This is a genomic window from Citrobacter sp. MGH100, from assembly GCF_001034465.1.
Classification (GTDB): domain Bacteria; phylum Pseudomonadota; class Gammaproteobacteria; order Enterobacterales; family Enterobacteriaceae; genus Citrobacter; species Citrobacter youngae.
This window is the reverse complement of record NZ_KQ089800.1, coordinates 1521747-1546764: the sequence shown is the minus strand read 5'-3', so window position 1 is coordinate 1546764 and position 25018 is coordinate 1521747. Positions and strand designations below refer to the sequence as shown.

Here is a 25018-nt window from a genome sequence, read left to right as displayed (position 1 = left end):
ACAAATGCGAATATTGATGATAATAATTTTTGTTATCAACATATTTTACAAAAAATGATCGGATAAGATGATGAAAACAATGAAAAATGTGTGGGTAATGTGCGGAAATTCTACCGGGAGCAGCATAAGCTCCCGGTGATGACATTAAGACGTGAGTCGTGTGGAAAGGGTTAATCTTTAATCAGTTCAGGCCACAATCGTAACGTGGTGTGCGCGATCTGCATCAATTTTTCGAATGTGGCTCCTTCGCGGGCGCTGATCGACATACCCTGCAAAACACAGTTCAGATATTCAGCCAACTTTTGTACATCGCAGTGTGCCGGTATTTCACCCTTTTCCTGTCGTTGATGCAGAAACTGAGCCAGCGTCTGCTCCTGCATGGCGTGACGGGATTTAACCGTGTGCGCAATGTCCCGGGAGGAGGCGGCCAGCGTAGCGGATGTGTTAATCATAAAACATCCCGCAGGCGTGTCTTTACTGGTGAAGCAGGTCGCTATTGCGGTGAAATAGTCCCCGAGTGCAGATTCGAGGCTTTTTTCTTCACAAAAAAGTTGGGCTTCGTGTTTTGCCGCGAATCGACTGATATAGCGGTCCAGCACGGCACGAAACAGTCCTTCCTTATTGGTGAACTCCGCATACAGCGTAGGCGCTTTTGCCCCGGTTGCTTCTACGAGATCGGCGAGCGATGTCGCTTCATATCCGTGCTGCCAGAAGAGTGTCATGGCCTTATCAAGCGCGGCTTCCCTGTCGAACACTTTTGGTCGGCCACGGCTTTTTTTTGCACAACTTGTCGTTTCAGTTGTCATGGTGCCGTTGTACCTGGTTGGGTTTATTGAATAACCATTATAAAAATAATCGCGCAGACACTCCAGTGCATTCACCCTAAAAATAATTTAATGCTATTAATATGAAAAATAAGACCTTTGTGCTTTAAATAACAATCGTTATAAAAAAATATTGACGTGTGACCTGGATCACATCTATGATTTACCTATCGATCGTTAAGTTAATCGCTTACGGCACACATTCATCTGCTAAAGGTCACTATCATGAAAAACGTAAAAACTCTTTTTGTCGCTGCTGTCCTGAGCTCACTTTCATTTGCAAGCTTTGCCGCTGTTGAAGTTCAGGCTACACCGGCAGGCCAACAGAAAGTCGGTATTATCTCTGCCAACGCCGGGACTAACTTAGGTTCTCTGGAAGATCAACTGGCACAGAAAGCAGATGAAATGGGTGCGAAGTCATTCCGTATTACTTCTGTTACCGGTCCTAACACTCTTCACGGGACGGCAGTTATCTACAAATAAGTTGTAAACCCTCGCTATGCCACTGCGAATTCAATAAAAAAACCCCCGCGGGGACAAACCGGCGGGGGTTTTTTTATGACCTGAATTTACAGCGTTTGTTCAGGAACATCGTGGTGGCGTGTCACGTCTACAGGCATACCTGAACGTAGCTCCATTGCATGCTCCATCACAACTGCGTCTGTTTGTGCCGCATCTTTAAACGTCTGCATTGGCTTGTTCAGTACGATCGGCAGTAATTGCGGATCGTCATTGATTTTTTCGGACAGCGGCTGGTGTACTTCAACCAGGCGCATGCCATCAGGCTCAACGGATGCTTTGATCGGCGTATTGATAATATTGACCTTGGTTCCGGGCGTTACCTGACGGAACAGGGTTTCGATATCTCCGTCGCGCAGACGAATACAGCCGGAACTGACGCGCATTCCGATGCCAAAATCCGCGTTGGTTCCATGCAGCAAATACACACCGCCGTAAGCAGCTAAGCGGATAGCATGATGCCCCATCGGGTTATCCGGCCCGGCAGGTACTACGGCAGGGAGGTCGATACCATTGGCTTTATACCGTGCGCGGATATTCGCCGTTGGTGTCCAGGTCGGGTTGGCACGCTTATCAGAGATGGTGGTGACCATTGTTGGCGTCAGGGTGTCGCCGCCTAACTGGCCAATGCCAATGGGATACACGGTCACCGATTTTGTCCCTGGCTGGTAATAGTAAAGACGCAGTTCGGCGAGGTTAATGACAATCCCTTCGCGTGGGGCATCTGGCAGCAGAGTTTGCAATGGGATGGTTAAAACACTGCCCGGGCGAGGTACGTATGGATCGACGCCGGGGTTAGCCTGCAGCAGCGCTAAAAAGCCGACGTTGTATTTTTTCGCAATGGCTTCCAGCGATCCGCCGTTGTTTTCGACAACGTGAGTGGCATTTTCACCCACCAGTTTGCTGCCAGGCGGCGGGAGCGGCCAGGTATTCGCTTGAGCCGGAAGCGCTAACGCGACGGTCGCCGCGAGTGTAAAAAGCGTTAGCCAGCGAGAGAGTTGTTTCTTGTTTAACATCACCATAAATCCATTGTTTTTACGTGGTTTTTATAATGTAAAAGTAAACAGGAATTATGGCGGTTTGCTGTGTCGGGAAGTGCAGGGAAGTGCAAAGAGTTTGTAAATTCATCGGCCGGGCAAGCACCGTGCTCACCCGGCCGGAACGCTACGCTACGGCGTTTTCTTCAAGTTGACGCATAAACTGACGTACCCAGTCGATACGGGTTTTACGCTCGCTCAAATCTTGCATGAACTTCAGCCGGGTTGGGCCATCCAGACGGAAGTGTTGGGGTTGCTTTTGCAGTAAGCCAATCAGCCACACCGGGTTGACGTGGTTCTTCTCGGCAAACTCAATCGTCCCGCCTTTTTCATTGCCTTCGAGTTTTCTGATGCCCAGTTTTTGCGCTTGCTGGCGCAAACGGGCAATATCCAGCAGCGTACGGGCCGGGTCAGGCAACAAACCAAAACGGTCAATCAGTTCGACTTTAATCTCTTCCAGCTCGTTTTCGCCTTTCGCACTGGCGATCCGCTTGTAGAACGACAGTCGCGTATTCACATCGGGGATGTAGTCATCTGGCAGTAGCGAAGGCATCCGCAGCTCGACTTCAGTTTGCTGGTTGGTGAGATCTTCGAGCGACGGTTCTCGTCCCTCTTTTAGCGCATCAACCGCGTTCTCCAGCAGTTCCATGTACAGTGAGAAGCCGATGGTTTCCATCGAACCGCTCTGATCTTCACCCAGCAGTTCCCCCGCGCCGCGAATCTCGAGGTCGTGAGTGGCCAGCGCAAAACCTGCACCCAAATCTTCCAGTGATGCAATTGCCTCAAGGCGTTTTTGTGCATCGGTGGTCATTGCTTTCGGATGCGGCGTCAACAGCCACGCATAGGCCTGATGGTGTGAGCGTCCCACACGTCCGCGCAACTGGTGTAATTGCGCCAAACCGAAGTGGTCGGCACGTTCAATGATGATGGTGTTCGCGGTGGGAATGTCGATCCCGGTTTCAATAATAGTGGTACACACCAGCACGTTAAACCGCTGATGGTGGAAATCGTTCATCACGCGTTCCAGCTCGCGCTCACGCATTTGCCCGTGGCCGATGCCAATACGCGCTTCCGGCACCAGTTCTGCTAATCTGTCAGCGGTTTTCTGGATATTTTCGACATCGTTAAACAGGTAATAAACTTGTCCCCCGCGCAGAACTTCACGCAGGATAGCTTCGCGTACTACCAGGCTGTCGTATTCGCGCACGAAGGTTTTGACCGCCAGACGACGGGCGGGCGGTGTGGCGATGATCGACAGATCGCGCATCCCGCTCATTGCCATATTGAGCGTACGCGGAATTGGCGTTGCCGTCAGGGTCAGAATATCGACGTCTGCGCGCATGGCCTTGATCCGCTCTTTGTGACGGACACCGAAGCGGTGCTCTTCATCGACAATCAGCAGACCCAAATCTTTGAGTTTCACATCGCTTTGCAGCAGTTTGTGCGTGCCGATGAGAATATCGATTTTACCTTCGGCAACCTGCTCCAGAATCTGCGCTTGCTCTTTGGCGCTACGAAAACGGGACAGCATCTCAATGCGTACCGGCCAGTTGGCAAAGCGGTCACGGAAGTTGTCGAAGTGCTGCTGGGCGAGCAGGGTGGTCGGCACTAAAACGGCCACCTGTTTGTGGTTCTCGACGGCGAGAAATGCGGCGCGCATCGCCACTTCGGTTTTGCCGAAGCCGACGTCACCACACACCAGACGGTCCATGGCCAGCGGCTGACACATATCGCTGAGCACCGCGTTGATCGCCTGTGCCTGGTCGGGCGTGGTTTCAAACGGGAAGCTGTCGCAAAATAGCTGGTACTGCTCACGGTCATGCTTAAAGGCAAAACCTTCTTTCGCCGCGCGCTGGGCATAAATATCCAGCAACTCCGCCGCGACATCACGCACCTTTTCGGCGGCTTTCTGCCGGGCGCGTGACCAGGCATCGCCGCCAAGTTTATGCAGCGGCGCATTCTCTTCCGCGCCACCGGCGTAGCGGCTGATCAGATGCAACGACGACACCGGCACATACAGTTTGGCGTCGTTGGTGTAGGTGAGCATCAGGTATTCACCGGTGATGCCGCCGGCTTCCAGCGTGGTCATCCCGGCATAGCGACCCACGCCGTGCTCAAGGTGCACAACGGGCTGCCCCGGATGCAGCTCCGCGAGGTTTCGGATCAATGTATCCGGGTTAATCGTGCGGCGGGAATCCTGGCGGCGGCGAGCCACACGTTCACCAAGGAGATCGCTTTCGCAAATCAGTGCCAGGTTGCGTTTGGTATCAATGAAACCATGTTCTGCCGCACCAATCATCAGATAACGACCGCTGTCGGCGGCTTCATCAAGGCGTAAAATACGTTTAGGCGCGACTTTGATGCGAGCCAGAAGCTCGCCGAGTGCTTCACGGCGACCTTCACTCTCTACCGAGAAAATGACCGGGCCGCTGAAGGTTTCCAGGAATTTACGCAGCGCATCCAGCGGCGATTTCTGTTGCGCTTGTACGGCGATGTCCGGCAGCTTCTGGAATCCCAGATTAGTGTTTGCCGCTTTGTTTGCCAGACTTTCGGTTTTGAGCTGGACGCGAGGCCAATGTTTAAGCTCGGAAAACAGTTCGTCAACCCGCAGCCACAGCGATTCTGGCGGCAGCAGTGGGCGCATCGGATCGACACCCCGGTTCTCAAAACGTGACAGTGTATCCGCCTGGAAACGCTCTGCGCTGGTTTCAATATCACCGGTATTCACTAACAGCGTATTGGCAGGGAAGTAACTGAACAGCGGTGGCAGCGGCTCACTGAAAAACAGCGGTTGCCAGTATTCAATCCCGGCAGGTAACGTGCCTTTACTGACCTGCTGATAAATATGTTCGGCGTCGCGTTTAACTTCAAAGGTGTCGCGCCACTGACTGCGGAACAGCTCAATGGCTGTTTTATCGGTTGGAAATTCGTGGGCAGGCAGCAAATTAATGGCATCGACTTCTTCCAGCGTGCGCTGAGTGTCAGTATCAAACAGGCGCAGGCTGTCGATTTCATCATCAAAGAAATCCAGGCGATAAGGCAATTCGCTGCCCATCGGAAACAGATCCAACAACGCGCCACGCGTGGCGTATTCACCGTGTTCCATGACCTGATCAACATGGCGATAACCGGCGCTGTCCAGTTGCTCACGCAGGGCATCACGCGACAGGCGCTGACCCTTTTTCATCACCAGTGCATGGCCGTGTAGATAGCTGTGCGGACAGACGCGCTGCATCAACGTGTTGACCGGTACGATCAGCACACCGCGTTGCATCGCAGGCAGTTGATACAACGTGGAGAGTCGCGAGGAGATAATTTCCTGATGTGGGGAAAAACTGTCATAGGGCAGCGTTTCCCAGTCAGCCAGATTCATCACCATCTGGTCGGTAAACTGACGAATTTCATCATGCAGACGCAAGGCATTTTGCATGTCCGGCGCGATAAGCACCACTGGTCCCGGATGGTGTTCGGCGATTTCTGCGACCAGCGTCGCGCAGGCGGCACCGGTAAGTTCACCCAACTGGCGCTGATCGCCAGCTTTTGCTGGAAGCGTGTAACGATGTTGTTCAGGCATTCGGTTGTCAGGATCTCGTTTGGATATACGTCTGATAAGCAATGTTCTTTATTATCCGTGATCGTTTCTCATAAGCAAATTGATTCGCCCCCGGATGGGGGCAAAAAGCGCGTAAGGTTTAGCGGGGAACGGTGGAGAAAGACGGCGGGGAGAAGAGCAGGTCGGCAACGGTTTTTTGTGAAATTTTTCGAACCATTAGTCCGACCAGCGTACACAACAGTAAGCAGGCGAACGGATACACCAGTAGCAGGGCCAGCTCTACGTTTGCGGACCAGGCGGTATGATTGAGTTTGGGAAGCAGCATTAAACTTATCAGTTCCACCAGAATTCGGTGGGTAGTGTAGATGGCGATGGTATTGGCACCAATCACGCTTAACGGACTGGACGTGCGCATACCAAAGCGGAGCTCAAATTGATAAAACAGCTTCATGATCAGCACAATGGAAAGAAGAGAAAGGAATAGTGAGACATTTGCCAGCCACGCGACGGCGGCGACGATTGTGCTAACCAGAAAAAGCACAGAATGGCGGCGCAGGGGAACATCTTTGATCCACATCATCAGCGTTGTGCCAAACCAAGCGCCGAGGCTGTAGTATGGCAGATTACGTATTACGCTGTTCAGCCCCCACCATGGGGTCGGGAAAAAGTTGATTGCCACACTCAGGAATGCAAACAGCACCAGTAGCGGCAAGGCCCAGCGGCTGAAGATCTTACACAGGACAAAATAGACAATCAGCGCATACAGATACCACAGACTGGTACTGGCTGTGAGCATTCCCCGGGTAAAGTCTCCCACCGAACCGGCATAGGCTGCATTGGCCGCATGGCCCAGGTCGCGTTGCGGAGCCAGCCAGTTATTGAGCGTGGTCAACGCCAGCCATTGCACGATTCCCCACAGTATCAGCACCCAGGCAATACTCCAGATGCGTTTGTCTACACAGGTTGTCCACGGGACGTTTGTAATGTAGCGGCGGATCAGATAGCCCGAAATAAAGAAAAAGACTGGCATGCGAAACGGTGCCAGATACAGATTGAGGTAGATCCAGCATTTGGTTAGCACCTGTGAGAGTGGATGCTGAAAGGTAGTGAGATGGGGATAAAAGGTAATGACTGAGTGGTAAATGACCACCAGACAGATACATAACCCTTTGATTTGATTAATCCATAACTCTTTTTTATTCATTGCAGTGGCGTATCCATATTGTGTGAGATAGCTTGCCATCCTGCAAAACCCTGCGTTCACTGTAATGCGTAACCGTCTGCTTTTTATTTTTTTAAGATAAAGATCAGGAAAATGGATGAGGGCAAAGTGGAAACTTTAGCGAATTGATTTGGTTATACTTTTCAGAACAATGCTGACGAACACTTACGGTTCAGTCATTTACCCATCCCGCTTTCGCTTATATACTCGTGACTTTGCTAACAGCAACCAGACGGATTTCATGTACCAACCTGTCGCTCTATTCATTGGCCTGCGTTATATGCGTGGGCGTGCAGCAGATCGCTTCGGTCGTTTCGTTTCCTGGCTCTCTACCATTGGCATTACTCTTGGGGTAATGGCTCTGGTCACAGTATTGTCGGTGATGAACGGTTTCGAGCGCGAGCTGCAAAACAATATCCTTGGCCTGATGCCTCAGGCCGTTCTCTCGTCTGAACAGGGTTCTCTGAACCCGCAGCAACTGCCGGAAAAAGCGGTGGTGTTGAACGGCGTCAACCGCGTCGCACCGATAACTACGGGGGATGTGGTGCTGCAAAGTGCGCGTAGCGTGGCGGTCGGCGTGATGCTGGGCATCGACCCGGCGCAAAAAGATCCTCTCACGCCGTATCTGGTCAATGTGAAGCAAACAGATCTGCAGCCGGGTAAGTATAATGTCATCCTCGGTGAGCAGCTTGCCGGGCAGTTGGGCGTCAATCGCGGCGATCAAATTCGCGTGATGGTGCCTTCGGCCAGCCAGTTTACGCCGATGGGGCGTTTGCCGAGCCAGCGTCTGTTTACGGTGATTGGCACCTTCGCCGCCAACAGCGAAGTAGACGGCTACCAGATGCTGACCAACATTCAGGATGCTTCCCGCCTGATGCGCTATCCGGTGGACAATATTACCGGCTGGCGTCTGTGGCTGAACGAACCGTTAAAAGTTGACACGCTGAGCCAGCAAACGCTGCCGCAGGGCACCAAATGGCAGGACTGGCGCGAGCGCAAAGGGGAACTGTTCCAGGCCGTGCGCATGGAGAAAAACATGATGGGGCTGCTGCTTAGCCTGATCGTGGCAGTTGCGGCTTTTAATATTATTACCTCGTTGGGTCTGATGGTAATGGAGAAGCAAGGGGAAGTGGCGATTCTACAAACGCAGGGGCTAACGCCGCGGCAAATCATGATGGTGTTTATGGTTCAGGGGGCCAGTGCCGGAATTATCGGCGCGCTGCTGGGCGCGGTGCTGGGCGCATTGCTTGCCAGCCAACTGAACAACCTGATGCCGATTATCGGCGTGCTGCTGGACGGTGCCGCGTTGCCGGTTGCTATTGAGCCGCTGCAGGTGATCGTCATTGCGCTGGTGGCGATGGCCATCGCGCTGCTGTCTACGCTTTATCCTTCCTGGCGCGCTGCCGCCACTCAACCCGCTGAGGCTTTACGTTATGAATAAGATCCTGTTGCAATGCGACAACCTGTGCAAACGCTATCAGGAAGGCACGGTGCAGACTGATGTTCTGCACGATGTCAGTTTTAGCGTCGGCGAGGGTGAGATGATGGCGATTGTCGGCAGCTCAGGCTCCGGCAAAAGTACACTGCTTCATCTGCTCGGCGGGCTGGATACACCGACTTCCGGCGACGTCATTTTTAGCGGTCAGCCGATGAGCAAACTCTCGTCAGCGGCGAAAGCGGAACTGCGTAATCAGAAGCTCGGATTTATTTACCAGTTCCACCATTTGTTGCCAGACTTTACCGCGCTGGAAAACGTGGCGATGCCGTTACTGATTGGCAAGAAGAAGCCGGCTGAAATTACCGAGCGCGCACGTGACATGCTGAAAGCGGTTGGGCTGGATCACCGTGCCAGTCATCGCCCGTCTGAACTGTCGGGCGGCGAACGCCAGCGCGTAGCCATCGCCCGTGCGCTGGTGAATAACCCGCGCCTGGTACTGGCAGACGAGCCAACGGGTAACCTTGATGCGCGAAACGCGGACAGCATTTTCGAACTGCTGGGTGAGCTGAACCGCTCTCAGGGCACGGCATTTCTGGTGGTGACGCACGATCTACAACTGGCGAAGCGGATGAGCCGCCAGCTTGAAATGCGCGATGGTCGCCTGACGGCTGAACTGAGCCTGATGGGGGCCGAGTAATGGCATCGCCTTTATCATTATTGATTGGTCTGCGCTTTAGCCGCGGTCGGCGACGCGGTGGCATGGTGTCGCTGATTTCCGTGATTTCTACCGTCGGTATTGCGTTGGGCGTGGCGGTGTTGATCGTCGGTCTAAGCGCCATGAACGGATTTGAGCGAGAGTTGAACAACCGTATTCTGGCCGTGGTTCCGCACGGTGAGATTGAAGCGGTAAATCAGCCGTGGAACAACTGGCAGGAAGCACTCGACAAAGTTCAGAAAGTGCCGGGTATTGTCGCTGCGGCGCCTTATATCAATTTCACCGGGCTGGTGGAGAGTGGGGCGAACTTGCGCGCCGTACAGGTAAAAGGTGTTGATCCGCAGCAGGAACAGCGTTTAAGCGCACTGCCATCCTTCGTGCAAAACCACGCCTGGGATAATTTTAAAGCCGGTGAGCAGCAGGTCATTATTGGCAAGGGGATTGCGGACGCGCTGAAGGTGAAGCAGGGGGATTGGGTGTCGATTATGATCCCCAATGCCAGCGCGGATCATAAGTTACAGCAGCCTAAACGCGTGCGTTTGCACATTACCGGTATTCTGCAACTGAGCGGTCAGCTCGATCACAGCTTCGCCATGATCCCAATGGAAGACGCGCAGCAGTACCTGGATATGGGTTCCAGCGTTTCCGGGATTGCCCTGAAGGTCAACGATGTCTTTAACGCCAATAAGTTGGTGCGAGATGCGGGCGAAGTGACCAATAACTATGTTTATATTAAGAGTTGGATCGGTACTTACGGCTATATGTATCGCGATATCCAGATGATCCGCGCCATTATGTATCTGGCGATGGTGCTGGTGATTGGCGTAGCCTGCTTTAATATCGTTTCAACGTTAGTGATGGCGGTAAAAGACAAAAGCGGCGATATTGCGGTATTAAGAACGCTGGGAGCGAAAGACGGACTGATCCGCGCCATCTTCGTCTGGTATGGACTGCTGGCGGGTCTGTTCGGTAGCCTGATAGGTGTGGTTATTGGTGTTGTTGTTTCTCTACAGCTCACACCGATTATCAATGGTATTGAGGCGCTTATCGGCCATCAGTTCCTCTCCGGCGATATCTATTTCATTGACTTCCTGCCATCGGAATTACACTGGCTGGATGTGATTTACGTGCTGGTGACAGCATTAGTGCTGAGTCTTTTGGCGAGTTGGTATCCGGCGCGTCGCGCCAGCAATATTGATCCTGCGAGAGTACTTAGCGGCCAATAACAATATATACACTAAAGCATTCATGCTGCATCAAGGAGCGGTGATGTATTACGGATTTGACATCGGTGGGACTAAAATTGCGTTAGGCGTATTCGATAATCAACGTCGTTTGCAATGGGAAACGCGCGTCCCTACGCCGCGTGACAGTTATGACGCTTTCCTTGATGCGGTGTGCAATTTGGTGCAGGAAGCAGACCAGCGGTTTGGCATTAAAGGTTCGGTTGGCATCGGCATTCCTGGTATGCCGGAAACGGAGGACGGTACGCTGTATGCAGCCAACGTTCCTGCTGCCAGTGGCAAACCGCTGCGGGCCGATCTCAGCGCACGACTGGATCGTGATGTGCGTCTGGATAATGACGCCAACTGTTTTGCACTCTCCGAAGCCTGGGACGATGAGTTCACCCAGTATCCGTTAGTGATGGGCTTAATCCTCGGCACCGGTGTCGGTGGTGGCCTGGTGCTTAACGGAAAGTCTATCACTGGACGTAGCTATATTACCGGCGAGTTCGGTCATATCCGTTTGCCTGTTGATGCGTTGACGTTGATGGGATTTGATTTCCCGCTGCGTCGTTGCGGATGTGGTCAACTGGGGTGCATCGAAAGTTATCTTTCCGGTGGCGGATTTGCGTGGTTGTACCAGCATTACTACCATCAACCTCTGGATGCCCGTGAAATTATCACCCTCTGGGAGCAAGGCGATGAGCACGCGCATGCGCATGTAGAGCGTTATCTGGATTTGCTGGCCGTTTGCCTGGGGAATATCCTGACTATCGTCGATCCAGATTTAGTGGTGATTGGCGGTGGCTTGTCGAACTTTACCGCTATTACGACGCAACTGGCGGGCAGGCTGCCACGTCATTTGCTGCCCGTTGCCCGTGTGCCGCGTATTGAGCAGGCACGACACGGTGATGCGGGTGGGATGCGCGGAGCCGCTTTCCTACATCTTACCGATTAATACAAAGAGGTTGTTATGCTGTCGCGTCGGGGTCATCGATTAAGCCGTTTTCGTAAAAATAAACGCCATTTGCGCGATCGCCTGCGTCAACGGATCTTTTTCAGAGACAGAGTGGTGCCTGAACTGGTGGAAAAACCAAGGGTGTTAGTCCTGACTGGCGCGGGAATTTCCGCTGAATCAGGGATTCGTACCTTCCGTGCTGCGGATGGTCTTTGGGAAGAACATCGGGTTGAGGATGTGGCAACGCCGGAAGGATTTAGCCGTAATCCTGGGCTGGTTCAGTCGTTTTATAACGCCCGTCGTCACCAGTTGCAACAGCCCGAAATTCAGCCAAACGCGGCGCATATTGCGTTGGCAAAACTCGAAGCCGAGCTGGGTGATCGCTTTCTACTGGTAACGCAAAATATCGATAATCTGCACGAACGTGCGGGAAGTCAGAACGTTATCCACATGCACGGCGAGCTTCTTAAGGTTCGCTGTTCGCAAAGCGGGCAGATTTTAGACTGGACAGGGGATGTCACGCCAGAAGACAAATGCCATTGCTGCCAGTTCCCCGCGCCCCTGCGACCGCACGTTGTCTGGTTTGGCGAAATGCCGCTGGGGATGGATGAAATTTATATGGCGCTGGCGATGGCAGATGTTTTCATTGCCATTGGCACGTCAGGGCATGTTTATCCGGCTGCGGGTTTTGTCCACGAAGCGCGTCTGCATGGGGCGCATACGGTGGAGTTAAATCTGGAGCCAAGCCAGGTGGGTAGCGAGTTCGAAGAGAAGTATTACGGCCCGGCAAGCCAGGTGGTGCCCGAGTTTGTAGAGAAGTTATTGAAGGGATTGTGATCACGGATGGCGTAGGCCCGATAAGCGCAGCGCCATCGGGCAGTGATGATGCGCCGGATGCGACGCTGGCGCGTCTTATCCGGCCTACGAGGAGGGCAATTAGCGTCCTGCTTTCAGCTTCTGATAATACTCTTCATAGATGGCGCTGGCGGAACCAACATCGTTCTGCCATTCCCCTTTGTTGATGGTTTCTGCATCCGGGTACAGAGTTTTATCATTCGCGACTTCCGGACTTAGCAGCTTGCGTGCCGCCAGGTTTGGCGTTGGATAACCAATAGTTTCCGCCACTTCTTTCGCCACGTCCGGGCGTAGCAGGAAGTTAATCAGCTTCAGCGCACCTTCTTTGTTTTTAGCATTTGCCGGAATAGACAGGCTGTCCATCCAGAAAATCCCACCTTCTTTCGGCCAGACGACTTCCAGCGGTGTACCTGCCTGACGCGCAACATATGCGGAGCCGTTCCACACCATCCCCAGATTGACTTCACCTTCCATATACGGGTTGGCCGGGTTGTCAGAGTTAAACGCCGCAACGTTAGGCATTAGCTTCTTCAGCTCGTTATACGCAGCTTCAATCTCTTTCGGGTCGGTGGTATTCCCGGAGTATCCCAGCTTGCGCAGCGCCATCTGGAACACTTCGCGGGCATCATCCGTTAACAGCAGGCTGCCTTTGTATTCCGGTTTCCACAGGTCAGCCCAACTGGTCACGGTTTTGGGATCAATGGCATCACTGTTAATACCAATGGCCGTTGCACCCCAGATATACGGGATTGAGTAGTCGTTGTTCGGGTCAAACGGCTTATTGAGCATTTCCGGATCGAGGTTGTGGAAGTTGGTTAACGTCGACTTATCGATCTTTTGGATCATGCCTTCTTTACGCATTTTGTCGACGTAATAGGTGGAAGGCACCACCAGATCGTACGCACCGTCTTTATAGGTTTTGAGCTTGGCGTACATGGTTTCGTTCGACTCGTAGGTCGAATAGATTACCTTAATGCCGGTCTCTTTGGTGAACTGTTCCAGTAATCCTGGCGGAACGTATTCGGTCCAGTTGTAGAAATAAAGCGTGTTGTTGTCATTCGCGTGAGCGGCGCTCATGCCCAGTGCCAGAGCACCCGCCGCGAGCAGGTGGCGTGACCATTTTTTCATCATTTAACGTCCCCTGAATTAAGGGCCTTAACGGCCCTTGGTTTTATCACGTGCAATAAGCTGGCTGGCGATCACCATAACCAGCGACAGAACCAACAAAATGGTTGCCAGTGCATTCACCTCTGGTGATACACCGACTTTAACCATTGAGTAGATTTTTAATGGCAAAATTTCATAGCCGGGTCCGGTGACGAAGGACGAAACCACGACATCATCCATCGACAGCGTAAAACTTAGCAACCAACCTGCAGCTACCGCCGGCATGGCCAGTGGCAGAATGATCTTGCGCAGAATGGTCACTTCACTGGCACCCAGGTCTTTAGCTGCTTCAAGCATACGTACGTCAAAGCCTTTCAAACGTGAGTAGACCGTTACGACCACAAAAGGCAGGCAGAACGTGATATGTGAAAACAGCAGCGACCAGAAGCCCAGTTGAATGCCAATCAGCATAAACAGCACCAGCAGCGAAATTGCCATCACGATATCCGGCGACATCATCACCACAAACAACATGCCGCTGACAAATGGTTTGCCACGAAAACGGTAGCGATATAAAGCGACCGCAGTCAGTGAACCGATCAGGGTGGCAAAGGTCGCGGAGAGCACGGCCATCGTCAGTGAGTGCTGTGCCGCCTGCAGCAAACTGTCGTTGTTCATCAGCAGCCCGTACCATTTGGTGGTAAAACCCTGCCAGTTAATGCCGAAGCGCGAGCTGTTAAAGGAGTTCACAATCAGAATGATGATTGGAATATACAGATACGCGTAGATAGCGGTCATGAAACCGCCTCTGAGCAGCCGACCGATCATTCGAGTTCCACCTTCTTGTTCAGCAAGCGCGAGGCGCGCCAGTAGATCAGCAGCATCAGCCCCATCACAATGGTCAGCGTAATGCTGGTGGCGGCACCAAACGGCCAGTCGCGGATGTTCAGGAACTGCACTTTAATCACATTACCAATCAGCAGGTTTTTCGCCCCGCCCATTAAGTCGGATACGTAAAACAGCCCCATGGCTGGCAGCATAACCAACAGACATCCGGCGATAATTCCCGGCATCGTCAACGGAATAATGATGCGGGTGAAGGTCTGAAGTTTACTGGCACCCAAATCACGCGCGGCTTCCAGTAGCGGTTTATCGAGTTTTTCAATGCTGGAATAGAGCGGCATCACCATAAACGGCAGCAGGATGTACACCAGGCCGATAATCACCGCGCTGGGTGTAAACATGATACGAATAGGAGTATCGATAACGCCGAGCCACAACAGAAACTCGTTGAGATAGCCTTTGGTACTGAGGAAAATTTTGAGTCCGTAGATGCGGATAAGTGAGTTGGTCCAGAACGGAACAATCAGCAGGAACAGCAGCAGCGGGCGCACTTTTTCCGGCAGTTTCACCAAAAACCAGGCAAACGGGTAGCCGAGTACCAGGCAGGCGAGCGTGGCAATCAGCGCCATATTGAGGGAATGAACCAGCACCTCAAAATAGAGCGGATCGAGCAGGCGTGTATAGTTTTCCAGCGTAAAGACCATTTTGACGAAATTGGCGTCGTCGCGGGTCAAAAAGCTGGTACCGATGATCATCAGGTTGGGCAGAAAGACAAACAACACAAGCCAACCGACAATGGTGACGATCACCACACTCTGGAATTTACTTGTGTTCTTCATCAGCCAGTACGACCTCCCAGCTTTCTACCCAGTTAATCGCCATTTTCTGGTCGAGCGAGTGGTCAAAGTCAGGATCGTCTTCATTGAAGAATTCGCTGACCATCACCATCTTGCCATTTTCCAGTTCCACAACCGACTCCAGCGTCATGCCTTTGTAGTTGCGTTCGCGCACGTAGCCGATCAGGCCTTCGATATGATTATCGTCGTTGATTTCATCCACGCGCAGATCTTCCGGGCGTAACAGAACGTGCAGTTTCTGTCCGGGAACCACCGCGAAGTTGACGTAAATATTGCACTCGCGGCCTTCAACGTTAGCACGAACACGCTGCTCGTCCAGACGTTCTATCACCGTGGCGTTAAACATATTGATCTCGCCGATAAATCCGGCAACGAACAAATTTTTCGGCTCTTCGTAGATCTCGCGCGGTGTACCGTCCTGCTCAATCTTGCCGTCACGCATCACCACGATACGGTCTGACATAGTCAGCGCTTCTTCCTGATCGTGAGTGACAAAGACGAAAGTGATACCCAGCTTACGCTGTAACGCTTTCAGTTCGTTCTGCATCTGCTTGCGCAGTTTGTAGTCCAGCGCAGAGAGAGATTCATCTAACAGGAGTAAACGCGGTTTATTGACCACCGCACGGGCAATCGCCACGCGCTGCTGTTGGCCACCGGAGAGTTGATGCGGTTTTCGCTGAGCGAACTCTTCCAGTTGCACCATGCGCAGGGCTTCAGTAACGCGAGGAGGAATATCGGCTGCGGGGGTTTTCTGCATGCGTAAACCAAAGGCCACATTCTCATACACGGTCATGTGGGGGAATAACGCATAGCTTTGGAAGACGGTGTTCACGTAGCGGTTTTCCGCAGGAACGTGAGTGATGTCCTGGTTGTCCAACATAATATGACCGGAATCAACCGTTTCCAGACCGGCAATCAGGCGAAGAACGGTTGTTTTACCGCAGCCAGAGGGGCCGAGCAGCGTGAGAAATTCGCCATTGTTGATGGTCAAATCCAGGCTGGAAATCACCTCTTTGCCATCGAAACTTTTGCGAATTCCCGCTAATTGCACCAGTGGAGAAAGCGAACGCGGTTGTTTATTCAATTTTTTACTCTGTCCCATGTAAACGCAACGGATGGCTGACCGATGCGGGGTTTGTGGTTAACCACCTTGATGACTCTTAATGAGGGCGGTTATTCTACGGCAAACCATTGTAATCGCCAATCCTTGTTGCGAATTACTGACTTAACCCTATAGTCAGAGGGGATGTCAGGGAGAAATATTCTCACTTGCGGGGATAAAAGTGACCTGACGCAATATTTGTCTTTTGTTGCTTATTGATAATGTTGTCACAAAAAGTGAGGGTGACTGCATGGATAAACTACTTGAGCGTTTTTTACACTACGTGTCGCTGGACACCCAATCAAAATCGGGCGTGCGGCAGGTACCCAGCACTGAAGGACAGTGGAAGTTATTGCAGTTGCTTAAGCAGCAACTCGAAGAGATGGGGCTGGTCAATATTACCTTGAGCGACAAGGGGACGTTGATGGCAACGTTGCCCGCTAACGTTGCAGGCAATATTCCCGCGATCGGTTTTATTTCCCATGTGGATACCTCACCGGATTTCAGCGGTAAAAACGTTAATCCGCAAATTGTCGAAAACTATCGCGGCGGCGATATTGCGCTCGGTATTGGCGATGAGGTTTTGTCGCCGGTGATGTTCCCGGTGCTGCATCAACTTCTGGGTCAGACGTTGATCACCACAGATGGCAAAACGCTGCTGGGTGCGGATGATAAAGCCGGTATCGCCGAAATCATGACCGCACTGGCTGTGTTGATACAAAAAGATATTCCGCATGGCGATATCCGCGTGGCCTTTACGCCAGATGAAGAGGTCGGTAAAGGCGCGAAGCATTTCGACGTTGCAGCATTTGATGCGCAGTGGGCCTATACCGTCGACGGTGGCGGCGTGGGCGAACTGGAGTTTGAAAACTTCAACGCCGCGTCGGTCAATATCAAGATCGTCGGTAACAATGTGCATCCGGGTACGGCAAAAGGGGTGATGGTGAACGCGCTGTCGCTGGCGGCTCGCATCCATGCCGAAGTTCCCGCCGATGAAAGCCCGGAAGCGACGGAAGGCTATGAAGGTTTTTACCATCTGGCAAGCATGAAAGGGACGGTTGATCGGGCTGATATGCACTACATTATCCGCGATTTTGACCGTAAGCAGTTTGAAGCGCGTAAACGCAAAATCATGGATATTGCCAAAAAGGTCGGTAAAGGGTTACATCCGGACTGCTATATCGAGCTGGTGATTGAAGACAGCTACTACAATATGCGTGAAAAAGTGATCGAGCATCCGCATGTGCTGGATATCGCCCAGCAGGCAATGCGCGATTGTGACATTGAGCCGGATCTTAAACCCATTCGTGGTGGTACCGACGGCGCGCAACTGTCGTTCATGGGATTACCTTGCCCGAATCTGTTCACCGGTGGCTATAACTACCATGGTAAGCATGAGTTTGTGACACTGGAAGGCATGGAAAAAGCCGTGCAGGTGATTGTGCGAATTGCGGAATTGACGGCGAAACAGTAGCCGCTTTTGCCGGTAGATGCCGGATGGCGCTTCGCTTATCCGGCCTACAAATATCGTATCCCGTAGGCCGGATAAGCGAAGCGCCATCCGGCGCACTCTCAATAGGTTACCCTTCGAAGAACCAGTATCCGCTATTCACCAGTGCGGCAAGCATGGCGAGGAAAGACGGATCTTCCAGTGCATCCTCAAAGTTTTCCGCTGTTAGAACAATATGGCTGGCGAGCGCATCCAGCGCCGGACGGTGAGGGGAGTCAATTTTCTCACCATTTACATAAACGTCATCGTCAATGCGCAGTACACGCAATCCACCCAGACGAACCAGGACATCGCCTTGCTTCAGGGCATCATAGATTTCGTCAGGCTGATAAGGCGGCTCAGGCGGAGCAACGTCCAGTTCATGACGCGACTGAGAGATAAACTCGCCAAACCACTGTTTAAAATGCTCCGGCTGGTTAATGAGCCCCAGCATCATTTCGCGCAGCTTGTCCATTTCCTGTGGCAGCACGTCTGCTGGATGGTCGCGCGGCGGTAGATCTGGATCGCTGTAGTACGTGCTACCCAGTTCGCGTTGCAGAACGTAATCCGCAAATCCGCTGATCAGCTCCCGGGTATTCGGTGCGCGGAAACCTACCGAGTAATTCATCGCGTTTTCTAACGCGTAGCCTTCGTGCGGGAATCCAGGTGGAATATACAGAATATCGCCTGGCTCCAGCTCTTCATCAATGATGGCTTCAAACGGATCAACCTGGAGCAGGTCAGGGTGCGGACAGTGCTGCTTCAACTGCAGTTTTTCACCCACACGCCAGCGACGGCGACCGGTTCCCTGGATGATGAACACATCATATTGATCCAGATGCGGGCCAACACCACCGCCGGGTACAGAAAATGAGATCATCAAATCGTCAATGCGCCAGTCCGGCAATTCACGGAATGGCCGCATCAGCGCGGCAGTTGGTTCATGCCAGTGGTTTACGGCCTGGACCAGCAGTGACCAGTTGCTTTCACCAAGATGGTCATAGCTTTCGAAAGGACCGTGGCTAACCTGCCATTTGCCATCCTGGTGGCTGACCAACCGGCTGTCGACTTCGCTTTCCATTGCCAGCCCAGCCAGTTCGTCAGGGGAGAGTGGATCAATAAAGTTGTTAAAGCCGCGTTTTAAGACCACCGGGCGTTTTTGCCAGTGGCGTTCAAGAAAATCGGGCCAGTTAAGAGTGAGTTGGTATTCCATAATGAGCATCCCGCAGGCTGGTATCTGCAACCGATTATAACGGATACTTAACCTCAAGCGTGAAGTCAGTACATATTTATTACATGTAAAGATTACTCGTCTTTTTGTCCCGGATGTTGGCGGCCGAAAATAACTTCCATGCGCGCTCCGCCCAGCAGACTGTCGCCAGCGATAATCTGCCCGTCATATTGCTCGGTGATCTCACGTGCGACAGCCAAACCCACGCCTTGCCCGGGGCGTAAGGTATCCACGCGCTGACCACGGTCGAACACCACTTCACGTTTACTGTGTGGAATACCGGGGCCGTCATCTTCTACCACAATGTGTAGATGATCTTCCGTTAATTGCGCTGAGATCTCGACAAATTCCAGGCAATATTTACAGGCGTTATCCAGGACGTTGCCCAGCACTTCGACGAAATCGTTCTGTTCACCCACAAAGCTTGTCTCAGGCGAAATGTCGAGATTAATGTTAACCCCTTTACGCTGGTACACCTTGTTTAATGCAGAGGTCAGTTTATCCAGCAACGGTGCAACCGGATGCAATTCCCGGCTGAGAAGGGCGCTACTGCCGCGCATGCTGGCACGATGCAGATAATAGCCAATTTGCTGTGAAATACGGCTAATTTGCTCCAGCATGACGGGTTCAGCATCGCTCACGCTCATTTTCTCATTACGCATCGAGCGTAGCGTGCTTTGCAATACGGCCAACGGTGTTTTCAGGCTGTGGGTGAGGTCAGTTAACGTGGTACGGTATTTATCGTAGCGCTCACGTTCGCTCTTTAATAAGCGGTTGAGGTTACGCACCAGACTGGTGAGTTCACGCGTGGTGGCAGGATTAAGCATCTCGCGATGATGCTCTTCAAGCTCACGGACTTCGCGCGCCAGTGATTCGATAGGTCGCAGGCTCCACCAGGCTGCAACCCACAGTAACGGGATAACCAACAGTAAATTGGCAACCAGCACATAAATAAACCAGCTCCAGACCATATATGAGCGTTTGAGCTCAATAGGAATGGTATCAACAACCACAATGGTCAGTTGTGGCATTCTGGCGGTGGCAGGGTAGATGTTCACTGCCACGGAGTGGGTCATTTCTGCATTATCGTCATCTTCTCTGACTTCTCTTAGCTTCTGTTGCGCCGAATGATCCTCGCGTAGCAATGTGCTGGTGGCGTCGACATTGGCTTCAATCTCATGAAAACCATTTGTCTTTAGCCAGTCTGGTTGAATACGTTGTACCAGCCAGGGTACGTCGCGTTGGGCCCAGAGCAGCTTACCGTTTTCATTATAAATCAGCGACATTGTAGGGCTTTGCATATCGAGATTTTCAGGTAGCTCGACATTGATTTTGCCGTTTTCCCATTTCGCCAGGGTATAGAACAGATTACTTTCGCCACGTAGCAGACGAAATGTTGTTTTATCAAAGCTGACGCTATAGCCAACCAAAGCCACCATGCCGTAAGCCAGCGAGAGGACCAGTACAACGCCTGCGGTTGCCAGCAAAAAGCGCAGCCGCAGTGATAACGGGAAAAAATGACGCAGTAATTTATTCATCAGCGCAGTTCAAAAAGATAACCTTGCCCACGTACCGTGGTGATCACATCGTCCGGATATTGCGCCTGAATTTTCTTGCGCAGACGTCCCATTAAGACATCAATGGTGTGACTTTCACGCATTTCAGCATCCGGGTAGAGCTGTAACATAAGCGAATCTTTACTAACGACTTTGCCGCTATTACGGATCAGCGTCTCCATAATGGTGTATTCGAACGCCGTGAGTTTGATCACTTCATCGTTCACGGACAGTTCGCGGCGAGAAAGGTCCACCTGAAATGGTGGAAGCGAGATTATCTGCGAGGCCAGACCACTATTGCGGCGCATCAATGCCTGCATTCTTGCAACCACTTCTTCAATGTGAAACGGTTTTGTGACGTAATCATCTGCACCGGCACTGAGCACTTCCACTTTGTCCTGCCAGCCTTCACGGGCGGTTAACACCAGAATGGGCAATGAAACGTCATTACTGCGCCAGCGGCGGATCAGTGACAGTCCGTCTTCATCGGGGAGTCCTAAATCGACGATCGCAATATCCGGCAAGTGTTCATTAAGAAAATAGTCTGCTTCCTTTGCATCTTCTGCATCATCCACCTGGTGGCCTAAATCCTGGAGCTGAACCTTAAGGTGGTGGCGTAATAATGCATTATCCTCAACAACCAGCACGCGCATCATTGTTTCTCCCTAAATTCATGGTACGAATAGTTTAACGCTGATTATGTGGTAGTGGGGATAAACATTTAATAAACCGGGGGAAGGGATGTTAATGCGGCGATAAAAAGCCGGAATCGCTTACGCTTATCCGGCTTCTGTTCAGCATCTGGCGGAGTGCTGATTACTTCAGTTCATCAACCATGGTGATGGCGCGACCAATGTAGTTGGCCGGTGTCATCGCTTTCAGGCGGGTTTTCTCGTCTTCCGGCAGGGCCAGACCGTCGATAAACTGCTTCATGCCTTCAGCGTCAACGCGCTTGCCACGGGTCAGTTCTTTCAGTTTCTCGTACGGTTTTTCAATGCCATAGCGACGCATTACGGTTTGAATCGGCTCAGCCAGAACTTCCCAGTTGTGATCCAGTTCATCCAGCAGATGATCGCGGTTCACTTCCAGTTTGCTCACTCCCTTCAGCGTGGACTGATAGGCGATCAGCGCATAGCCAATGCCCACGCCCAGGTTACGCAGAACGGTTGAATCGGTCAGGTCGCGCTGCCAGCGGGAAACCGGCAGTTTGCTCGCCAGGTGCTGCAGAACCGCGTTAGACAGGCCCAGGTTACCCTCAGAGTTTTCGAAATCGATAGGGTTCACTTTGTGCGGCATGGTGGAAGAACCAATTTCACCGGCGACAGTTTTCTGCTTGAAGTGACCCAACGCAATGTAACCCCAGACGTCGCGATCGAAATCGATCAGAATGGTATTAAAACGGGCGATGCAATCAAACAGCTCAGCAATGTAGTCGTGCGGCTCAATCTGCGTGGTGTAGGGGTTCCACTGGATGCCCAGCGAGGTGACGAACTCTTCGCTAAACTGATGCCAGTCAACTTCCGGGTAAGCGGCGATGTGGGCGTTATAGTTACCCACAGCACCGTTGATTTTACCGAGGATTTCAACCTGGTTGAGCTGGCGATACTGACGTTCCATGCGGTACGCCACGTTTGCCATCTCTTTGCCCATCGTTGACGGGGTGGCAGGTTGACCGTGAGTACGGGAGAGCAGGGGAATATCGCGATATTCAACAGAAAGCGCGGTGATGCTATCAATCAGTTGGCGCCAGTACGGCAGGACTACTTCGTCGCGCGCCGTTTTCAGCATCAGCGCGTGAGACAAGTTGTTGATGTCTTCTGAGGTGCATGCGAAGTGGATAAACTCGGAAACAGCGTGCAGTTCCGGGATATCCGCCACTTTTTCTTTCAGGAAATACTCAACTGCCTTCACGTCATGGTTGGTCGTACGCTCGATGGTTTTGATACGCGCAGCATCTTCTTCATTGAAGTTAGCGACGATCGCATCAAGGTAACCGATTGCGTCGGCAGCAAAAGCAGGAACTTCCTTGATCGCTGCGTGCGCGGCCAGTTTTTGCAGCCAGCGTACTTCAACCTGTACACGGAATTTCAGCAAACCGTATTCGCTGAAAATCCCGCGCAGCGCGCTGACTTTATCGCCGTAGCGTCCATCGACAGGGGAAACGGCGGTCAGTGAGGATAATTCCATAGATCACAACTCCGGGGTTAAATGAGCAAGAATTTGTTTTGCCTGAGTCGTCAGGCGATTACGAGAAAACATGAGTTGCAGACGGCCGCCACCTACCTGATGCCAGAGCACGGCAGCGCGAATGCCAGCCAGCAATGAAGCGCGTACTTTGGCCTGAACCTGTGGGCTCTGCAGGATAGCCGGGGAGCCAGTGACCTGAATACGCGGGCCGAGTGGGCTGATGACGTCAACATAAATGCCGGCCATCGCACTCATCAGTGTTTCTGACTGCAAATCAAAATGGTCCAGTTGGCGCTGCAAGCCGTTGATACGGTCTCCCAGCGTGTCCATGGCGCCTTTGGCGGCTGAAAGCTTACGCTCCAGTACCATCAGGCTTAATGTATAGCGGGTAAGTTCCGCGTTCAGCCCCTGACGGCTGCTGGCGTTGAGCACGCCGAGCATCGTTTCCAGACCGAGACGCAGGTTGGCCTCGCTGCCGCCAAACACGCCCAGCGTAGAGCTGGGATTCATGTCAATGACGCTGTTCAGTGAAACGTGTAATGCATCGGCATCACAATGCCCCTGGTGCGCCAGTTCTTGCACCAGGCGTGCCGACTGGCAAATGCCTGCCAGGGCGAGGGTGATGTCATAATAATTCTTTGCCACGTTCACTGCTTCCTTGTATCAAATGTGTAAATAATTATACCGGCAGAGGCAATCGTTGTTCGATAATGCCGCCGCCGAGGCACACTTCGCCATTGTAAAAGACCGCCGACTGACCCGGCGTTACTGCCGCGACGGGTTCATCGAAAATGACTTCAATACGCTCGGCATCCAGTGCCTTAACGGTGCACGGAATGTCGGTCTGACGATAGCGGGTTTTCACCGTGCAGCGCATGGTGCCGGTGAACGGTTGACGGTCGACCCAATGTAATTGCTGTGCAATCAGGCCAACGGACATGAGGCGCGGGTGTTCATGACCCTGAGCGACAACCAGAATGTTGTTCTCAACGTCTTTATCCACGACATACCATGGATCTTCGGTACCTTCTTTTGTTCCGCCAATACCCAGACCTTTACGCTGGCCCAGGGTGTGATACATCAGCCCCTGATGCTGGCCAATTTCTTCACCGTCAACGGTAATGATCTTGCCGGGTTGTGCCGGCAGGTAACGACCGAGGAACTCACGGAACTTACGTTCACCGATGAAGCAGATGCCGGTGGAGTCTTTTTTCTTCGCAGTAACCAGACCCAGATCTTCGGCAATTTTACGTACCTGCGGTTTTTCCAGTTCGCCAACCGGGAACAGGCTTTGCGCAATTTGCTCATGGCCGAGGGTATAGAGGAAATAGCTTTGGTCTTTATTGCCATCAAGCCCACGCAGCAGTCGACTTTTACCGTCGACATCCGCGCGACGCACGTAGTGACCGGTGGCGATGTAATCGGCACCTAAATCTTCAGCGGCAAATTCGAGGAAGGCTTTAAATTTAATTTCTTTGTTGCACAGAATATCCGGGTTCGGCGTACGGCCCGCTTTGTACTCTTCAAGGAACAGTTCAAAGACGTTGTCCCAATATTCTGCGGCAAAGTTGACGGTATGCAGCTCAATGCCGAGTTTGTCACAGACAGCCTGAGCATCCGCAAGGTCGGCGGCTGCTGTGCAATATTCCTCGCCATCGTCCTCTTCCCAGTTCTTCATGAACAGGCCTTCTACCTGATAACCCTGTTGTTGCAACAGCCAGGCAGAAACGGAGGAATCGACACCGCCGGACATGCCGACGATCACTTTTTTTGGGCTTTCAGACATAGGAATACTCACGACATTGAACTTCAAGGCGGCATATTCTAGCACGCAGCCCCTTACTTGACACCCTCTGTAAACGGCCAGTTAAATTCACCGATCATCGCCAGCGGGTAGCGTTGTCCGCTCTGGTAGCAGCGAATGCTCTCCGCAACCAGCGGTGAGCGCAGGTTTGGCGCGCAGAGAACCTCTTCTGCGCTGACCCAGTGACAGCAATCTATATCGCTGTCATGAGGTTCGGTAGCGCACATATTGGCAAGCTCGATAGAAAACAGAAAACGTAAAAAGGGCGTTTTATCCGGCGCAATCCATTGATGCATTCGAATGAAATGCTGTGGCTGTGCGTGGATACCTGTCTCTTCCCAGAGCTCGCGCGCGGCGGCCTGCACTAACGTCTCATCCGCTTCCAGATGTCCTGCTGGTTGATTCCACAAGGCTTTGCCATTGATTGTTTCCTCAACGACCAAAAACTTATCTTCTGCATGCACAATGCAGGCGACCGTGACGTGCGGTTTGAACATA

At 52.2% G+C, this 25018-nt stretch carries 22 protein-coding genes; 7 read left to right on the top strand and 15 right to left on the bottom strand.

Features of this window, described 5'->3' with window-relative positions; translation table 11 throughout:
• Nucleotides 1-170: 170 nt before the first annotated feature.
• A complete protein-coding gene (gene comR / locus SK32_RS07360) occupies nucleotides 171-806 on the bottom strand; it encodes a TetR family copper-responsive transcriptional repressor ComR (RefSeq protein ID WP_048211958.1) in 636 nt (211 codons plus the stop codon).
• 243 nt (nucleotides 807-1049) lie between these two features.
• Between comR and bhsA the strand changes: the two genes are divergently transcribed.
• Complete coding sequence (bhsA, locus tag SK32_RS07355; RefSeq protein WP_040231961.1) at nucleotides 1050-1307, top strand: multiple stress resistance protein BhsA; 258 nt, start codon at nucleotides 1050-1052, stop codon at nucleotides 1305-1307.
• Nucleotides 1308-1393: 86 nt separating this feature from the next.
• On the opposite strand, the gene ldtC is transcribed toward bhsA, so the two are convergent.
• From ldtC to SK32_RS07340, 3 genes are all read right to left on the bottom strand, one after another.
• Complete coding sequence (ldtC, locus tag SK32_RS07350) at nucleotides 1394-2359, bottom strand: L,D-transpeptidase LdtC (RefSeq protein ID WP_048211957.1); 966 nt, start codon at nucleotides 2357-2359, stop codon at nucleotides 1394-1396.
• A 148-nt stretch (nucleotides 2360-2507) separates the two neighbouring features.
• Nucleotides 2508-5954, bottom strand: a complete 3447-nt coding sequence (gene mfd, locus SK32_RS07345; RefSeq protein WP_048211956.1) for a transcription-repair coupling factor — start codon at nucleotides 5952-5954, stop codon at nucleotides 2508-2510.
• A 118-nt stretch (nucleotides 5955-6072) separates the two neighbouring features.
• Nucleotides 6073-7137: an acyltransferase family protein gene (locus SK32_RS07340; protein WP_048211955.1), complete on the bottom strand. Its 1065-nt coding sequence runs from the start codon at nucleotides 7135-7137 to the stop codon at nucleotides 6073-6075.
• 259 nt (nucleotides 7138-7396) lie between these two features.
• Here SK32_RS07340 and lolC point away from each other — a divergent pair, with 259 nt between their 5' ends.
• Genes lolC through cobB form a run of 5 tightly spaced genes read left to right on the top strand, consistent with a single transcriptional unit; the run spans nucleotide 7397 to nucleotide 12326 of the window.
• The gene (lolC, locus tag SK32_RS07335; protein WP_048211954.1) at nucleotides 7397-8596 is read left to right on the top strand and encodes a lipoprotein-releasing ABC transporter permease subunit LolC; all 1200 of its coding nucleotides are present in this window, start codon (nucleotides 7397-7399) and stop codon (nucleotides 8594-8596) included.
• Nucleotides 8589-9290 carry a lipoprotein-releasing ABC transporter ATP-binding protein LolD gene (gene lolD / locus SK32_RS07330; RefSeq protein WP_003030805.1) on the top strand — a complete coding sequence of 234 codons (702 nt, stop codon included), beginning with the start codon at nucleotides 8589-8591 and terminating at the stop codon, nucleotides 9288-9290. The genes lolC and lolD overlap by 8 nt, the downstream gene beginning before the upstream one ends.
• Nucleotides 9290-10534: a lipoprotein-releasing ABC transporter permease subunit LolE gene (gene lolE / locus SK32_RS07325; protein ID WP_048211953.1), complete on the top strand. Its 1245-nt coding sequence runs from the start codon at nucleotides 9290-9292 to the stop codon at nucleotides 10532-10534. The genes lolD and lolE overlap by 1 nt, the downstream gene beginning before the upstream one ends.
• Nucleotides 10535-10577: 43 nt before the next feature.
• The gene (gene nagK, locus SK32_RS07320) at nucleotides 10578-11489 is read left to right on the top strand and encodes an N-acetylglucosamine kinase (protein WP_048211952.1); all 912 of its coding nucleotides are present in this window, start codon (nucleotides 10578-10580) and stop codon (nucleotides 11487-11489) included.
• Nucleotides 11490-11504: 15 nt separating this feature from the next.
• Nucleotides 11505-12326, top strand: coding sequence for a Sir2 family NAD+-dependent deacetylase (cobB, locus tag SK32_RS07315; protein WP_040231971.1), 822 nt, complete (start codon nucleotides 11505-11507; stop codon nucleotides 12324-12326).
• 99 nt (nucleotides 12327-12425) lie between these two features.
• On the opposite strand, the gene potD is transcribed toward cobB, so the two are convergent.
• The 4 genes from potD to potA are packed head-to-tail and all read right to left on the bottom strand — an operon-like array spanning nucleotide 12426 to nucleotide 16253.
• On the bottom strand, nucleotides 12426-13472 hold the full coding sequence (potD, locus tag SK32_RS07310) for a spermidine/putrescine ABC transporter substrate-binding protein PotD (protein WP_029139492.1): 1047 nt from the start codon (nucleotides 13470-13472) through the stop codon (nucleotides 12426-12428).
• A gap of 27 nt (nucleotides 13473-13499) precedes the next feature.
• A complete protein-coding gene (gene potC, locus SK32_RS07305; RefSeq protein ID WP_003030794.1) occupies nucleotides 13500-14279 on the bottom strand; it encodes a spermidine/putrescine ABC transporter permease PotC in 780 nt (259 codons plus the stop codon).
• Complete coding sequence (potB, locus tag SK32_RS07300) at nucleotides 14276-15133, bottom strand: spermidine/putrescine ABC transporter permease PotB (RefSeq protein WP_003030793.1); 858 nt, start codon at nucleotides 15131-15133, stop codon at nucleotides 14276-14278. Before potB ends, potC begins: the two co-directional genes overlap by 4 nt.
• Nucleotides 15117-16253 carry a spermidine/putrescine ABC transporter ATP-binding protein PotA gene (potA, locus tag SK32_RS07295; RefSeq protein ID WP_048211951.1) on the bottom strand — a complete coding sequence of 379 codons (1137 nt, stop codon included), beginning with the start codon at nucleotides 16251-16253 and terminating at the stop codon, nucleotides 15117-15119. Before potA ends, potB begins: the two co-directional genes overlap by 17 nt.
• Nucleotides 16254-16503: 250 nt before the next feature.
• Here potA and pepT point away from each other — a divergent pair, with 250 nt between their 5' ends.
• Nucleotides 16504-17727, top strand: coding sequence for a peptidase T (pepT, locus tag SK32_RS07290; RefSeq protein WP_005121077.1), 1224 nt, complete (start codon nucleotides 16504-16506; stop codon nucleotides 17725-17727).
• A gap of 106 nt (nucleotides 17728-17833) precedes the next feature.
• On the opposite strand, the gene roxA is transcribed toward pepT, so the two are convergent.
• From roxA to SK32_RS07255, 7 genes are all read right to left on the bottom strand, one after another.
• Nucleotides 17834-18955 (bottom strand): [50S ribosomal protein L16]-arginine 3-hydroxylase, encoded by a 1122-nt coding sequence (gene roxA / locus SK32_RS07285; RefSeq protein ID WP_048211950.1) that lies wholly within the window; start codon nucleotides 18953-18955, stop codon nucleotides 17834-17836.
• 92 nt (nucleotides 18956-19047) lie between these two features.
• Complete coding sequence (gene phoQ / locus SK32_RS07280) at nucleotides 19048-20511, bottom strand: two-component system sensor histidine kinase PhoQ (RefSeq protein ID WP_048211949.1); 1464 nt, start codon at nucleotides 20509-20511, stop codon at nucleotides 19048-19050.
• The gene (gene phoP, locus SK32_RS07275; protein ID WP_048212600.1) at nucleotides 20511-21182 is read right to left on the bottom strand and encodes a two-component system response regulator PhoP; all 672 of its coding nucleotides are present in this window, start codon (nucleotides 21180-21182) and stop codon (nucleotides 20511-20513) included. The genes phoQ and phoP overlap by 1 nt, the downstream gene beginning before the upstream one ends.
• A 163-nt stretch (nucleotides 21183-21345) precedes the next feature.
• Complete coding sequence (gene purB, locus SK32_RS07270; protein WP_048211948.1) at nucleotides 21346-22716, bottom strand: adenylosuccinate lyase; 1371 nt, start codon at nucleotides 22714-22716, stop codon at nucleotides 21346-21348.
• A gap of 3 nt (nucleotides 22717-22719) precedes the next feature.
• Nucleotides 22720-23361 carry a high frequency lysogenization protein HflD gene (gene hflD / locus SK32_RS07265; RefSeq protein WP_016153409.1) on the bottom strand — a complete coding sequence of 214 codons (642 nt, stop codon included), beginning with the start codon at nucleotides 23359-23361 and terminating at the stop codon, nucleotides 22720-22722.
• A gap of 34 nt (nucleotides 23362-23395) precedes the next feature.
• Nucleotides 23396-24502 (bottom strand): tRNA 2-thiouridine(34) synthase MnmA, encoded by a 1107-nt coding sequence (gene mnmA / locus SK32_RS07260; RefSeq protein ID WP_048212599.1) that lies wholly within the window; start codon nucleotides 24500-24502, stop codon nucleotides 23396-23398.
• A gap of 53 nt (nucleotides 24503-24555) precedes the next feature.
• Nucleotides 24556-25017 carry an NUDIX hydrolase gene (locus SK32_RS07255; protein ID WP_048211947.1) on the bottom strand — a complete coding sequence of 154 codons (462 nt, stop codon included), beginning with the start codon at nucleotides 25015-25017 and terminating at the stop codon, nucleotides 24556-24558.
• Nucleotide 25018: the final 1 nt, after the last annotated feature.